Here is a 14,017-nt window from a genome sequence, read left to right on the forward strand (position 1 = left end):
AGGGGTAACGTCATTGAGGCCAGCGGCGGAAAATCAGCGAAGTGTTGACGCCGCCAAAGGCAAAGTTGTTGTTCATCACGTACTCGCAGCTCATCTGCCGGAATTCGCCGCGCAGGTAATCCAGCTCGCCGCAACGCGGGTCCACCGTGTCGAGGTTGAGGGTGTGCACGTAGAGGTCGCGGTTGAGCATCTCGATGCTGAACCAGGACTCCAGCGCGCCACAGGCTCCCAGGGTGTGGCCGAGGAAACTCTTCTGCGAACTGATGGGCATCCGGCTGCCGAACAGGCTGCTGGTGGCCAGTGTTTCGGCAATGTCGCCCTGTTCTGTAGCGGTGCCGTGGCCGTTGACGTAACCGATGGCCGAAGGCTCGAGGCTGGCGTCTTCCAGGGCCAGCTCCATGGCGCGGCGCATGGTGGCCTGCTCCGGACGGGTGGTGTGCTGGCCGTCGGCGTTGCTGCCGAAGCCGACGATCTCGGCATGGATATGCGCGCCACGGGCCAGGGCGTGCTCCAGCTCTTCGAGCACCAGCATGCCGCCGCCCTCGCCGATCACCAGGCCGTCGCGGTCGCTGTCGTAGGGTCGCGGGCTGGTGTGCGGGGCATCGTTTTTCAGGCTGGTGGCGTAGAGCGCGTCGAACACCATGGCTTCGGTCGGGCACAGTTCTTCGGCGCCGCCGGCGAGCATCAGCGGCAGGCGGCCGAACTTGATCGCCTCATAGGCGTAGCCGATGCCCTGGCTGCCGCTGGTGCAGGCGCTGGACGTCGGGATCAGCCGGCCGGTGAGGCCGAAGAAGATGCTGATATTGGCCGCGGTGGTGTGCGGCATCATGCGCACGTAGGAGTTGGCGTTGAGGCCTTCGGCCACCGAGTTCAGCAACATGTTGCCGAATGCCTTGATCTCGTCGGTGCTGCCGGTGGACGAGCCACAGGCCACGCCCATGCGCCCATCCTTGATCGACTCGTCGCCCAGCAGGCCGGCATCGGCCAGGGCTTGCTCGGCGGCACCCACCGCGAGCCGCGACACCCGGCCCATGCTGCGCAGCTGTTTGCGGGTCCAGTGCGCCGGTACCTTGAAGTCGTCCACGGGGCCGGCCAGGCGGGTATTGAGCTCGCTGAAGCGATCCCATTCGTCCATCCGGCGAATGCCGCTGCGGTTGGCGCCGAAGTTGGCGACGATGGTGTCCCAGTCGCTGCCCAGCGAAGTGATGCCGGCCATGCCGGTGACGACCACACGTTTCATCAGACCAGGCCTCCGTTGACCGCCAGCACCTGGCGGGTGATGTAGGCGGCCTCGGCGGACATCAGGAAGTTCACCGCGCCGGCGACTTCCTCCGGGGTGCCCATGCGCTGGGCCGGGATCATCTTCAGCAGCTCGTCCACCGGCACGTTCTCGTCGAGCATGGCGGTGTCGATCAAGCCTGGCGCCACGCAGTTGACGGTGATCTTGCGTTTGCCCAGCTCGATGGCCAGGGCCTTGGCCGCGCCGATCAGGCCGGCCTTGGAAGCGCTGTAGTTGACCTGGCCACGGTTGCCGACCTGCCCGGACACCGAGGCGATGCAGACGATGCGCCCGGCCGCGCGGCGCCGGATCATCGGCATGATCAGCGGGTGCAGCACGTTATAGAAACCGTCGAGGTTGGTACGCAGCACGGTGTCCCAGTCGTCTTCGCTCAGGGCCGGGAACGCGCCGTCGCGGGTCAGGCCGGCGTTGAGCACCACGCCGTAGTAGGCGCCATGGGCTTCCACGTCGGCTTCGAGAGCGGCCTTGCAGCTGGCGCGGTCGGTCACATCGAATTGCAGGATGCGCGCCTGGCGCCCCAGGGCCTCGACTTCGGCCTGCACGGCCTCGGCTTCGCCGCGGCCACTGCGGCAATGCAGGATCAGGTCATAGCCGGCCTGGGCCAGGCGCAGGGCGATGGCACGGCCGATACCACGGCTGGAGCCGGTGACCAATATGGATTCAGTCATGGCTGGACTCCTGTTGATAAAGCGGATGATTCGTTCAGGTAGCTGTCCGCCTGTGGCGGACAGAACACGTTGAGGCGGGCGACGGCCTGAATGCCAGGGGCACTCAGGTGGCATTCGAATACGCCCATGCCGTTGTCGTCTTGCAGGGAGCGCAAGGCGTGAATCTGCAGTTCGCTGCCGGCGGGGAAGTGTTCCACATTGCATTCGAACTTGCGCGTGCCGAGCAGGAACCCCAGCTCGACAGCCTGGCCTTTCTGGCGCGCATGGCAACCGGCGTAGGCGGCGACGCTCTGGGCCATCAGCTCGATGCCGACCCAGGCCGGCAGGCTGCCGTCGGCACGGTTGAACAGGCCATCGGGCTTGACGGTGAGGCGGGTGCGGATCTGCTCTTCATCGAACCCCAGGACCTGATCGATCAGGATCATGTCGCCCGCGTGGGGCAGCAGTTCGGCGAGCGGCCAGTCAATCATGGGGCGTCTCCGATAATCAGGCTGACGTTGTTGCCGCCGAAGGCAAAGGAGTTGCTCATCAGGCAGCGCGGAGCGTTCTGCTCCAGACGTGTGGTGGCGGTGACCCAATGCAGCTGCGGCAGTTGCGGGTCGGCCTGGGCGTCCCAGACATGGGGCGGCAGGGCATGTGCGGCGTTGTCGCTGGACAGGCTCAGCCAGCAGAACGCCGCTTCCAGGGCCCCGGCGGCGCCCAGGGTATGGCCGCTCATGGGTTTGGTCGACGAGCAAGGCACACCGGCCGGGAACAACTGGTCGACCGCCAGGCTTTCCATGGCGTCGTTGTGCTGGGTGGCCGTGCCATGCAGGTTCAGGTAGCCGATCTGTGCGGCGTGCAGGCCGGCGTTGTGCAAGGCCTTCTGCATGGCTTGCAGGGCGCCGCGGCCACTGGGTTCGGGGGCGGAAATATGGTGCGCGTCGGAGCTGGCGCCGCCGCCGAGCAAGGCGATCGGTTGCGCGCCGAGGGTTTCCTTGCTCATCAGGAACAGCACGGCGGCTTCGCCGATATTGATGCCGTCGCGGTTGACCGAGAACGGATTGCAGCGCTGCGCGGACACCGCCTCCAGGGCCGAGAATCCGTTGAGGGTCAGCTTGCACAGGCTGTCGACGCCACCGCACAGCACCGCGTCGCACAGGCCCAGGTCGAGCAGGCGGCGGGCGCTCATAAGCGCCCGGGCGCTGGAGGTGCAGGCGGTGGAGATCACATAGGCCGGGCCGCTGAGGTCGAGCCAGTCGGCGAGAAAATTCGCCGGCGCGCCGAGTTCCTGCTGGTGGTAGTCGTAGTCGGCCGGGAAGTGCCGGTCGCGCAGGTAATGGGCAATGCCGCGGCTGGCTTCGTCGATGCCCGAGGTGCTGGTGCCGAGGACGATACCGATGCGGCTGTGGCCGTAGCGGGCGATGGCCCGGTCGATGTCGCCACGGATCTGCTGGGCGGCCTCCAGCAGCAGCTGGTTGTTGCGGCTGCCCTGCTGCCTCAGCGGCGGCGGAATGCTCGCCAGCGGCCCCTGGACGGCGGCGACGGGCACGCTGCGCTCCGGCACCCAGCCGGCTTCGGCGCGCATGCCGGAGCAGTCGCCGGCAAACAGGCTGCGGGCCACTTGCTGCTTGTCGCGCCCAAGGGCACAGATCACCCCGAGGGCATTCAGGTAGGCCGTCATGAGGCGTTCTCGGCGGTCAGCGGGCTGATGTGGTAGTGCAAGCCACGAGGCAACTCCAGACGGAAATCCAGAGCCTGGCGATAGCGGACCTGCCAGTGCGGGACGAGGTCACGCTGCGCGCCGTGCTGCCGGGCGGCTGGATAATTATCTCGCAGTTCGCCCGCGGGCGTCAGGGCGAACAGCAATGCGGCGAACAGTTCGCGGGCCTCCGGGTTCGGCGGCAACAGGCCGTCGGCCTGCCAGCGACCGGCGATCAGTTGCTGGCGCGCCAGGGGAATGCCCAGCGGGTCGATCAGCGACCAACGGATGCCCGACCCTTCGGCCTGGATCACCAGCAGCCAGTCCTGGCGCTGCCCGGCCTGTTGCCGCTCGACGTGCAGTTGCAGCGGCAGGGCCAGGCTCGGGGTTTTCTCGGGCAGCGGCGGCTGGCTGGCGCAGGCGCTCAGCAACAGCAGGCAGCCGACGAGCAGGGCACGGATCATCCAGCGGCACCTTCGTGCAGGGGTTTGCGGGCAACCACATTGACCAGGGTTTCTTCCCGTTGGCCAAAGGGCTTCGGGCGACGCAGGCCGAAGCGTTCGAGCAGCCCGAAATCCTTGGCACGGCTCCACCACAGATAGGGATAAGACACATTGCGCGGGGTGAATTCAAAACCCTGTCGACGGATCATTTCCAGGTACTGCGCGGCGCTTTTCTGCACGTGCATCGGGTGGCGGAACAGCCAGCGGATCACCCAGGTGTCGATGTAGGCCTCGGTGGATTCGGCGAACAGCAGGTAACCGCCCGGCTTGAGCACGCGATAGAACTCGGCCAGGGCCTTTTCCTGTTCCACCAGGTGGTGAAAGGTCTGGTGGCAGAACAGCAGATCGACGCTGGCATCGGCCACGTCCAGGGTCGCGCAGTCGCTGCCGATCAGCTCGACCTGCAAGCCCTGGCGCTCCGCTTCTTCGCTGCTGAGCCTGAGGCTGTGCGGGTCGGCGTCCAGGCCGATCAGGCGCCGCGGGGCGAACACCTGGCGCAGGTACTGGAACGACTTGCCCTGGCCGCAGCCGGCATCCAGCAGTACCGGGTTGCTCGGCGGCTGGTTGTCGAACAGGCGGCGCAGGTCGTTGATCGCCACCCGCAGCACATGGTGCTGCCAGGTATGGCTGCGCAGGAACCAGAAGCCGAAGCGGGTTTCCTCGACGTAGCTGGCGCTCAGGTACTGCGGCTGGGCGTCGCTCATGGAGCCTCCATGGCGCAGATTTCCGAGAGCATGCGCAGCCGGCGCTTGGGTTCGCTGACGAACGGGTTGCGTTCGTCCCAGGCATAACCGGCGAGGATCGAACTGATCATCCGGCGAATTTCCGGCGAGCTGCCCGGGTGGTAGATCACGTCCTGGAAGGTGCCGGCGTACCAGCCTTCGACGTAGCAGCGGAAGGTGTCGACGCCGCGCTTGAGGGGGGTGGCGAATTCGCTTTCCCAATCCACGCTTTCGCCCTGCAACTGCCGATGCAGCACGGCGGCGGCCATGCTCGCCGAACGCATGGCGATGGTCACGCCGGAGGAGAACACCGGGTCGAGGAATTCCGCGGCGTTGCCCAGCAGTGCGAAGCCCGGGCCGTGCAGGGTCTTGACGTTGGCCGAGTAGCCGCCGATGGCCCGCGCCGGGGTGTCCCAGACGGCGTTGTGCAGGACCTTGGCCAGGCTCGGGGTTTCCTCGATGAAACCGCGCAGGCACTGGTCCAGGTCGTCGCCACGGCCGTCGAAATGCTCCTTGGCCGCCACCACGCCGACCGAGCAGCGGCCGTTGCTGAACGGGATGGTCCAGAACCACACATCGCGTTTGCTGGGGTGAGTGGTGATGAGGATCTTTTCCCGCTCAAAGGCCGGGCTGTCGATACGGTCTTCAATGTGGGTGAACACCGCCTGGCGGACCGGGAAGTTCGAGGGCGCCTCCAGGTCCAGCAGGCGTGGCAGTACGCGGCCGTAGCCACTGGCGTCGAGGACGAAGTCCGCTTCCACGCGGTACTCGCTGCCGTCTTCGCGCAGCACCTGCAGCTGCGGCCTGGCCAAGTTGAAGTCGGCGCTGACGATGGCCTCGCCATAACGCACTTCAACGCCTTGCAGGGCGGCCTGATCGGCCAGCAGCTTGTCGAAGTCGGCGCGTTGCACCTGAAAGGTGGTGGGCTTGCCCTCGCTGAAGGTGTCGCCGAAATCAAAAGCGCTGTAGCGCTCGCCCCAGGCGAACGCGGCGCCGTTCTTGCGCTGGAAGCCCGCGGCGTTGACCGCCTCGAGCATGCCGGCCTCTTCGACGAAATCCAGGCAGTGGGACAGCAGGCTTTCACCGATCGAAAACCGTGGGAAATGCTGGCGCTCGACGATCAGCACGTCGTGGCCTTTGCCCTTGAGCAGCGCGGCGGCGATGGCGCCCGATGGGCCAGCGCCGATCACCACAATCTGGCGGCGTTCCATTTCAACTGTTGGCACTGGGGCTCCTTGCCGGTTCGGCGATGTTCTGATTCAAAGGGACCAAAGGTGTTCGGTGCAGCCCGGCCAGGGCCGGCATCAGGGTGGCGATCAGGCCCATGAGCATCAGCGCGAAGTACAGCGCCGGGCTGATCAGCTGTTGTTGCAGCAGCAGGTTGAGAAAGACGATCTCGCTCAGCCCGCGAATGTTCAGCAGCAGGCTTTCCCGCCAGCGGCTGGCGCCCTTGAAGGAGGCGCCGGCCCAGCCCAGGCCGAGCCAGTTGCCGAGCAGCTTGCTGGCAATCGGCAACAGCAGCAAGGCCCCCAGCTGTACCCAGCCGAGGCTGTCCATGGCGCTGTGCACGTTGATCTGCACGATGCCGAACGTAAGGATCAGCGGGATGGCGATAAAGGTCTGCAAACGGCTCATCCAGGCTGCCTTTAACGGCAGCACCAGCGGCACCTTGAGGGCGGCCATGCACAGCAGGTAGCCGATGCCGAAAATCAGCGCGTTGAGCTTGTAGTGCTCGGCCACCACCAGCAGGCCGAAGAAACCCAGGCTGTGCAGCAGCGGTTGGCGCAGACCGAGGCCGCGCAGGAGCAGCGGCAGGCAGGCTCCGGCCAGCGGTAGCAGCAGGCTGCTCAGGTGCAGGCTGCCCTGGGCGATGCCGAACAGGGTCCAGCAACTGAGGTCGATGAGGATCGCGGTCTGTACCAGGCGCCGGGTGGCCAGCGGCGGGTAGTCGATGTGCCGCAGGTACAGGTACAGCACCGGAATCGCGGTAATGGCGAACAGCAGGCCGACCGCCAGGGAGCTCAGCCAGGGTTGCGTCGGCAACAGCCAGACCGCCGTGGCCAGGCCACAGGCGAAGGGAATGGCGAAGCTCGGCAGGGCGATCTTCAGGCTCTGGCGGTCCAGGCGCAGGTCGATCACGTCGCTGAGGATATGTCCCAGCAGCAGGGCGAAACTCAAGCCGTAGAGGTTCTTCAGCCAGACCGGCGAGACCAGTTGGGCGCCACTCAGCTGCCAGTGCGGCTCGATCCAGAGCAGCATCAGCAGCGGCAGGCCGAAGGTCGCCAGCAGCAACTGGCTGACGATCGGGATCAGGCCAAAACGGCTGCCGATACGGGTGGCGAGCGCGAACAGCAGCAGCGCCATGAGCCAGAACAGGGCGGTCATCACAGGACGGGCTCCGTAACGGGCTGGCGATGGCGCTGGCGACCGGCCCAGGGCGCCAGGATAAAACTGAAGGCCAGGCCCAGGCTCACCGACAAGCCGAAGTTGCTGACCGCCGGGGTGCTGGAAATCGCCAGCAGGCCGAACGACAGCCAGGTGGTCAGCGCTGCAAGTAAGGTGCCGAGCAGGCTCACGGCGGCCCCGCCGACCTGTTCACGCATGAGGATGGCGTAGTCGACGCTGATGGCGGTCACCAGCAACAGGCCGAACAGGCTGAACAGGGTCAGCGGTTGCCCCAGCCAGCCCAGGCTGGCGAGGCTGCACAGGGCCGCCAGCAGCGGCAGGGCGACCAGGCGCAGGGCGCCGCCGAGGCCGAACGGCAGGATCAGCAGCAAGACGATCAGCCCGCAGGAGGCGAGCTTGAGCTCGGCGGCGCTGACCTGGGTGGCGGCGAACACTTGGTTCAGGTCGCCCAGGCGGTCCACCAGTTGTACCCCCGGCAGATCCTGCGCCTGTATCCGCAGCAACTGCGGGTTGTTCAGCCCCTGCAGGCTGACCATGGCCGCCACACCGTTATCGGTGGGGCCCAGCCACAGGGTGCGGTAAGGCTCGGCCAGCGGGCCTTGCAGGGCCGCGTCGATGTCTTCGCTGGGCAGCGCGCGCAATTGCGCGAGTTCCGCGTTCAGGGCCGCCACCGGTACTCCGAGATCCAGCAGCGGCTGCCAGTGCCGCGGCAGCTCGTCCAGGGCCTGGCGCAGGCGCTGTTGCTCGCTGGGCAGGCTCACCAGCTGGTTGAGCGACAGGTAGCCCTGGAGTTTCTCCAGGTTGACCAGTTGCTCCAGGCGCTCGCTCAGGGCGCCGAGGCGTTCGAGCAGCTGTGGCTGATCGGCGCCGCGCACCAGGAAGAACTGGCTGGTGGGCTGGTAGCCGGTGATCCGCGCGATGGCCTGGGCTTCGTTGAGCAGTTGTGGCGGCGCGCCGATCCACTGGCGGATATCGTTTTTGCTCTCCAGCTGCCACAGGCCACCGGCGCAGAAGGCGATCACCAGCGCCATCAGCCAGGGGCTGGACACGCGCTTGAGCAACTGGGTGCGCAGGTTCAGCAGCCACTCGGCCACGCGCAGCGGCCATTGCGCCGGTTGCAGCTCGACGCCGCGCAGCAGCGCCGGCAACAGGCACACCGCGCTCAGGTAAGCACCCAGCAGCCCGGCGGCGGAGAACACGGCGATCTGGGTCAGGGCCGGGAACGGTGTCCAGGCCAATGCCAGGTAGCCGATGCAACTGGTGGCCAGGCTCAGGCTCAGCCCTGGCAGGGTCAGGCGCAGCGCCGGCCAGCTGTGCCAGGGACGCAGGCTCCAGCTCTTGGACAAGTAGTGCAGCGGGTAGTCGACGGCGACGCCGATCAGGCTCGAACCCAGCACCAGGGTCATCACGTGCATATGGCCGAAGAGGGCGACGCAGGCCACCGCGCCGAACAGCATGCCCACCAGCACCGGCACGAACGCCAGCAACACCCGCCAGCGCCGGAAAGCCAGCAACAGCAGCAGGAGGATGCCGACGGTGGCGCCGCCGCCGACCCAGGTGATCTCGCGGGAGGCCTGTTGCTGGCCGTTGGCGGCGTAGAGCAGGCCGCTGGCGGCCAGCAACTGGACGTCGGCCTCGGCGGCCTGTTCGCGGCTGTGCTGGAGCAGGGCCGCCACCTGCAGCGGCAGCTGCATGTCGAACGCGTTGCCGGTGGTGCGCGCCCGCAGCAGCACCCAGCTCTTGCCGTCGGCATCGGCGACCAGGGTGCCGCTGCCGATGTCCAGTTGCACCGCGCCACGTTGCGGCTGGCTGTTCTGGATGCGTCCGGTCAGGCCCAGCCAGTCGTCCTGGCTCGGGACCAGGCTGAAACTGCTGAAGGGGTCGAACAGCGCCTGGACGCGTTGCTGGATAAAAGCGTCGGGGTGCTCGATCAACTGCTGGCGGTCGGCGGCGCCAAGCATCGCCAGGCGCCCTTGCAGCAATTGCGTGCGCAGCGTCGGCAGGTCGGCCTGCAGGTTCCACTGGACCTTCTCGAACAGCCCGCTGGCCTGCCATTGCTCACCCAGGCGCTGGGCCATGGCGATGGCCTGCTGGCGTTCGGCGTGACCCACCAGCACCAGCATTTCGCGGTTCAGCGGCTCCTGCATGCGTTGCTCGGCCTTGAGCTCCAGGGCATCGGGGTCGGTGCCCGGCACCAGCTCCATGAGGTTGGCCGACAGCGGCGCGCCATGACGCCATTGCCAGCCGGCCAGGGCCAGCACGGCCACCAGCAGGAGCAGGAACAGCCGCGGCCACCAGCGTTCACTCGGCAAAGTCATGTTGCTCCGCGTCGCTCAAAGGCTGGTTGCTGATGCTGTCGTGCATCTTCAGCACGGTGCTGTCGCCCTGGGTTTCCAGCAGCTCGATGCGCTGCACCAGTTCGCCACCGTCGATGTTGATCTGGTTGAACACCTGCTTGAGCAGTAGCGAACGTGGGGTCAGGGTCAGTTTCCAGGCCTTGGCGTCGCCGGCCAGGGCCAGCTCGAAGTCCCGTTGCAGGCCGCTGCTGTCGCCTTGCAGCACGGCGAGGAACAGGCGGTTCTGTTCGGCCCCGGCGCTCTTGTTCGGCAGCATTTGCCAGCCGCTGCCCTCCCGGCGGGCGATGCCTTGGCCGGTGATGCGGTAGTCCTGTTGCAGCGGTGTTTTCAGCAGCCACAGCAGGCCATGGTTTTTCGCCAGGACGAAGCTGCCCTTGCTGGTCAGCGGCTGGGGCAGGGCGCGCAGGTGTTTCTCCTGGACGAAGCTGCCGTGGATCACCTCGGGCTTGGCCAACTGGTCGCTGAGCTGTTGCAGGTCGAAGGCATTGGCCAACGAGCTGAAGCCGAGCGCCAACAACAAGCCCAACAACCTGTAGCCGCTGCCGCCTGGCTGCGATCGATTGTGTAGCGGGCGCCCGGCGTTATCGGCCTGGCATCGTGGGCTCAGGTTTTGCGGCTGCTGCGCAGCCGATCGCAGGCTGCGCCAGCGGCTACAGAGGTTACGAAGGCACAAGATCGGGCTCATGACAGAGCCTTCGTAACGGCGTCCACAAACACCTTGGGCGAGGCCAGTTGCATCTCGCGGCTGGCGATCTCCACCGCCACCTGCACCGAGCTGGCGCGGGTCAGGCGTTCGCCGGTTTCCAGGTCGCTGATCAGGTAGTTGATCTTCAGGCGGTTTTCCCACTCCACCAGGCTGGCGCGGACCCTGAGCTTCTGGCCGAACACCGCGCCGCGCACATAACGCAGTTGCAGGTCGATCACCGGCCAGGCGTAGCCGGAATCGCGCATCTGCTGGTAGTTGTGGCCGAGCTTGTCGAGCAGGGCGCAGCGCGCCACTTCCAGGTACTTCACGTAATGCCCGTGCCAGACCACATGCATGGTGTCGACGTCGAAAAACGGCACCTGGATCTCGGTGTCCGCGTGCAACACGCCCCGACTACGCATGCAGCCTCCAGTGTTGCTCGGCAATGCGTTGCAGGCACAGGCGCAGTTCGCCTTCCAGGGCGCGGTCCTCGATCACCGGCGGGAAGTCCTTGGCCAGCTCTTGGTGCATGGCGGCCAGGGCCGGCGGCAACGGCCGCGCGTCCTCGGCCCGGCCGCGCAGCCAGACGCCCTGGTTGGCGGCCAGCAGGGTAGCGGCGGCGACCTGTTCGGTCAGCTCCAGCACGCGGATTGCATCGCGGGCGGCGATGGTGCCCATGCTCACCTTGTCCTGGTTGTGGCATTCGGTGGAGCGCGAGAATACGCTGGCCGGCATAGTGTTTTTCAGCGCCTCGGCGGTCCAGGCGCTGGTGCCGATCTGCACCGCCTTGAAGCCGTGGTTGATCATGGCGCGGTCCGCCGGGGCGCCGGACAGGTTGCTCGGCAGACCGTGGTTGTAGCGCTCGTCCACCAGCAGCGCGAGCTGGCGGTCCAGCAGGTCGGCGACGTTGGCCACCAGGTTCTTCAGGCTGTCCATGGCGAAGGCGATATGCCCGCCGTAGAAGTGCCCGCCGTGCAGCACACGCTCGGCTTCGGCGTCGATGATCGGGTTGTCGTTGGCGCTGTTCAGCTCGGTCTCGATAAAACCGCGCAGCCAGCCCAGGCTGTCGGCCAGCACGCCCAGCACATGGGGCGCGCAACGCAGCGAGTAGCGGTCCTGCAGGCGGTGCAACGGCGCGGTCGGCGCGTCGATGGCCAGGTCCTGGCGCAGCCAGGCGGCGACTTGCATCTGCCCCGGGTGTGGCTTGGCGGCGAACAGGCGCTCGTCGAAGTGCTCCGGGTTGCCCTGCAAGGCGACCACGTTCAGCGCGGTGATGCGCGTGGCCAGTTGCAGCAGGTAGTCGGCGCGGGCGAAGGCCAGGCAGGCCAGGCCGGTCATCACCGCGGTGCCGTTCATCAGTGCCAGGGCTTCTTTCGGGCGCAGCACCAGCGGCTCCCAGCCCAGCTCGCGGTGCACCTCGGCCGAGGTCCGGCGCTCGCCGCGGAACATCACCTCACGCTCGCCGGACAGGGTCGCGGCCACGTAGGACAACGGCGTCAGGTCGCCACTGGCGCCCACCGAGCCTTCTTCGGGGATCAGCGGCAGGATGTCGTGTTCGAGGAACGCCTGCAGGCGCTCCAGCAGTTCCACGCGCACCCCGGACACACCATGGCACAGCGACTGCAAGCGCGCCGCCAGTACCGCGCGGGTGGCTTGCGCGTCCAGCAGCTTGCCCAGGCCACAGCCGTGGAAGGTGTACAGATGACGGGGCAGCGCCTCGACGTGCTGCAGCGGCACCGCGACCACGCAGGAGTCGCCATAGCCGGTGGTCACGCCGTAGATCACGCCTTCCTTGTCCAGCAGCGAATCGAGGAATTGCGCGCCCTTGGCGATGCGCTGGCGGAATGCGCTGTCGCCTTGCAGTCGGGTCGGCGCCTGACGGTTGGCCAGGGCCAGCACGTCTTCGATGCGCAAAGGGAGTTCGCCGAAGGTTACCGGCTCAAGCGGATGCGTCATCATCGGTCTTCCAGAAAGGGTAAAAGTTGAACCATTGTTGGGGCGCTTCGAGGCAGTACTGGCCCAGGCGCTCGGCGTAGCGGGCAGTCCACTGGGCGATGACCTGTTCGCGGTCGCTGCGCTTCCACGCCACGGCCTCGGTGAAGGGTTCGAGGAACACTCGATAGCGGCCATTGTTTTTCAGGCACAGCAGCAGGTTGACCGGGCATTTCAGCAGGCCCGCCAGCAGCCACGGCCCTTGTGGGAAAGGGGCCGGATGGCCGAGGAAATCCACCCGTACGTTGCGTCCGCCATGCAGCGGTACACGGTCGCCGGCAATCGCCAGCCATTCGCCGCGATCCAGGCGCTGGCTCAGTTGCAACATGACCGCCGGATCCAGCTCGCTGACCTGGATCAGCCGCAGGTTGGTGGCCCCGGCCTCGCCCAGCAGGCGATTGAAACGCTCGGCGTGCTTGGTGTGCACCAGCACGTTCATGGTGACCTTTTCGCCCAGCTCGGCCAGGGCGCGGCAGACTTCCAGGTTGCCCAGGTGCGCGCCCACCAGCATCTGTCCGCGGGTGCCGCGCAACTGGTCGCGCAGCCGGGCCGGGTCGACGATCTCGATCTGTTCCAGGCGCAGCTTGCCGTTCCACACGTCGAGCTTGTCCAGCAGGGAATCGGCGAATGCCATGAACTGGCCGAATACCCGCCAGTGGCTGGGACGCAGTTCGGCCTTGCCGCTCCAGTCGGCCAGGCGCTGCTGGTACAACCAGGCGCTGCGACGGGCACCGCGGCCGAACAGGAAGAAATAGAACACGATGATGTACAGCACCGGGCTCAACACCCGGCGGCCGAGCACGCGCACGCCGAAGGCGGTGAGCTTCATCAGCCAGAAGCTGCCGCGCTCTTTGTGCTCGGCCCAATGTTGCTTGTCCTGCTTGTCGTGTAGCACCGTCATGCTTGCCACCGTCGCCAGAGGATCAGCGGCGCGCGCAGCAACATACCGAAGAACAGCCGGGCGTGCATGCTGGAAATCAGCAGGTTGTCGTGGAACAGGCGAAAGTGCGAAAGGCCATCCGCCGGGTAACGGACCTGGGTCGGCAACCAGCGCATCGGCTGGTTGCGCCAGGACAGGCGCACCAGGATATCGGTGTCGAAATCCATGCGCTGGCCGATCTTCACCGAGTCGATCAGCGCCAGGATGGGCGGCAGGGGGTAGACCCGGAAGCCGCACATGGAGTCGGGGATCTGCAACGACAGGGTATTGATCCAGACCCAGACGTGGGTCAGGTAGCGCGCGTAAAAACGGCCCTTGGGCACGCTGGCGTCGTACTGTGGATAACCGCAGACCAGCGCTTCGGGGTGGGTGCGGGAGGTGGCGATAAAGTTATCCACATCGCGCAGATCGTGCTGGCCGTCGGCGTCCACTTGCAGGGCGTGGCTGAAACCCAGGCGCGAGGCTTCGCGCAGCCCGGCCATGACCGCGCCGCCCTTGCCCTGGTTGACCGCAAGCTTGACCAGGAATACCTGTTCGCGCTCGGCCAGCTGTTCCAGCACGGCGGCGCAGGCCGGGCTGCTGGCGTCGTCCACCAGCACACAGGGCAGGCCGCTGGCGAGCAGGGCATCGACCACCGCCGGCACGGCGGCTTCATGGTTGTAGACCGGGATCACGGCGCAAGGGTTATGCATGGGAGTTGCCTCCCGGGCGTCCGCTGCGCGGCCGACCGCAGCCTTCGGCAGCGGCTACAAAAAGCCGCTGG

The 14,017-nt window shown here is 66.7% G+C and carries 14 protein-coding genes; all 14 read right to left on the reverse strand.

Annotated elements, in window-relative coordinates; all coding sequences use genetic code 11:
• Positions 1-10: 10 nt before the first annotated feature.
• The 14 genes from C4K27_RS02315 to C4K27_RS02380 are packed head-to-tail and all read right to left on the reverse strand — an operon-like array spanning position 11 to position 13,946.
• Positions 11-1,240 (reverse strand): beta-ketoacyl-ACP synthase, encoded by a 1,230-nt coding sequence (locus C4K27_RS02315; protein ID WP_009041833.1) that lies wholly within the window; start codon positions 1,238-1,240, stop codon positions 11-13.
• Positions 1,240-1,968 (reverse strand): 3-oxoacyl-ACP reductase FabG, encoded by a 729-nt coding sequence (gene fabG / locus C4K27_RS02320; RefSeq protein ID WP_007925825.1) that lies wholly within the window; start codon positions 1,966-1,968, stop codon positions 1,240-1,242. Before fabG ends, C4K27_RS02315 begins: the two co-directional genes overlap by 1 nt.
• Positions 1,965-2,438: a hotdog family protein gene (locus C4K27_RS02325; RefSeq protein WP_053259367.1), complete on the reverse strand. Its 474-nt coding sequence runs from the start codon at positions 2,436-2,438 to the stop codon at positions 1,965-1,967. The genes fabG and C4K27_RS02325 overlap by 4 nt, the downstream gene beginning before the upstream one ends.
• Positions 2,435-3,631, reverse strand: a complete 1,197-nt coding sequence (locus tag C4K27_RS02330; protein ID WP_053259368.1) for a beta-ketoacyl-[acyl-carrier-protein] synthase family protein — start codon at positions 3,629-3,631, stop codon at positions 2,435-2,437. The genes C4K27_RS02325 and C4K27_RS02330 overlap by 4 nt, the downstream gene beginning before the upstream one ends.
• Positions 3,628-4,113 carry a DUF3261 domain-containing protein gene (locus C4K27_RS02335; protein ID WP_053259369.1) on the reverse strand — a complete coding sequence of 162 codons (486 nt, stop codon included), beginning with the start codon at positions 4,111-4,113 and terminating at the stop codon, positions 3,628-3,630. The genes C4K27_RS02330 and C4K27_RS02335 overlap by 4 nt, the downstream gene beginning before the upstream one ends.
• Positions 4,110-4,856: a class I SAM-dependent methyltransferase gene (locus C4K27_RS02340; protein ID WP_053259370.1), complete on the reverse strand. Its 747-nt coding sequence runs from the start codon at positions 4,854-4,856 to the stop codon at positions 4,110-4,112. Before C4K27_RS02340 ends, C4K27_RS02335 begins: the two co-directional genes overlap by 4 nt.
• Positions 4,853-6,100: an NAD(P)/FAD-dependent oxidoreductase gene (locus C4K27_RS02345; protein ID WP_007925815.1), complete on the reverse strand. Its 1,248-nt coding sequence runs from the start codon at positions 6,098-6,100 to the stop codon at positions 4,853-4,855. The genes C4K27_RS02340 and C4K27_RS02345 overlap by 4 nt, the downstream gene beginning before the upstream one ends.
• Complete coding sequence (locus tag C4K27_RS02350; RefSeq protein ID WP_053259371.1) at positions 6,087-7,262, reverse strand: cation:proton antiporter; 1,176 nt, start codon at positions 7,260-7,262, stop codon at positions 6,087-6,089. The genes C4K27_RS02345 and C4K27_RS02350 overlap by 14 nt, the downstream gene beginning before the upstream one ends.
• The gene (locus C4K27_RS02355; RefSeq protein ID WP_053259372.1) at positions 7,259-9,598 is read right to left on the reverse strand and encodes an MMPL family transporter; all 2,340 of its coding nucleotides are present in this window, start codon (positions 9,596-9,598) and stop codon (positions 7,259-7,261) included. Before C4K27_RS02355 ends, C4K27_RS02350 begins: the two co-directional genes overlap by 4 nt.
• Entirely contained in the window at positions 9,582-10,322 is a 741-nt protein-coding gene (locus C4K27_RS02360; protein ID WP_238437464.1) for an outer membrane lipoprotein carrier protein LolA, read from the reverse strand. The genes C4K27_RS02355 and C4K27_RS02360 overlap by 17 nt, the downstream gene beginning before the upstream one ends.
• The gene (locus C4K27_RS02365; RefSeq protein ID WP_053259374.1) at positions 10,319-10,744 is read right to left on the reverse strand and encodes an acyl-CoA thioesterase; all 426 of its coding nucleotides are present in this window, start codon (positions 10,742-10,744) and stop codon (positions 10,319-10,321) included. The genes C4K27_RS02360 and C4K27_RS02365 overlap by 4 nt, the downstream gene beginning before the upstream one ends.
• On the reverse strand, positions 10,737-12,281 hold the full coding sequence (locus C4K27_RS02370) for an HAL/PAL/TAL family ammonia-lyase (RefSeq protein ID WP_053259375.1): 1,545 nt from the start codon (positions 12,279-12,281) through the stop codon (positions 10,737-10,739). Before C4K27_RS02370 ends, C4K27_RS02365 begins: the two co-directional genes overlap by 8 nt.
• On the reverse strand, positions 12,262-13,215 hold the full coding sequence (locus C4K27_RS02375; RefSeq protein WP_053259376.1) for a lysophospholipid acyltransferase family protein: 954 nt from the start codon (positions 13,213-13,215) through the stop codon (positions 12,262-12,264). Before C4K27_RS02375 ends, C4K27_RS02370 begins: the two co-directional genes overlap by 20 nt.
• Positions 13,212-13,946 carry a glycosyltransferase family 2 protein gene (locus tag C4K27_RS02380; protein ID WP_053259377.1) on the reverse strand — a complete coding sequence of 245 codons (735 nt, stop codon included), beginning with the start codon at positions 13,944-13,946 and terminating at the stop codon, positions 13,212-13,214. Before C4K27_RS02380 ends, C4K27_RS02375 begins: the two co-directional genes overlap by 4 nt.
• Positions 13,947-14,017: the final 71 nt, after the last annotated feature.

This window comes from Pseudomonas chlororaphis subsp. chlororaphis (assembly GCF_003945765.1).
GTDB lineage: Bacteria > Pseudomonadota > Gammaproteobacteria > Pseudomonadales > Pseudomonadaceae > Aquipseudomonas > Aquipseudomonas chlororaphis.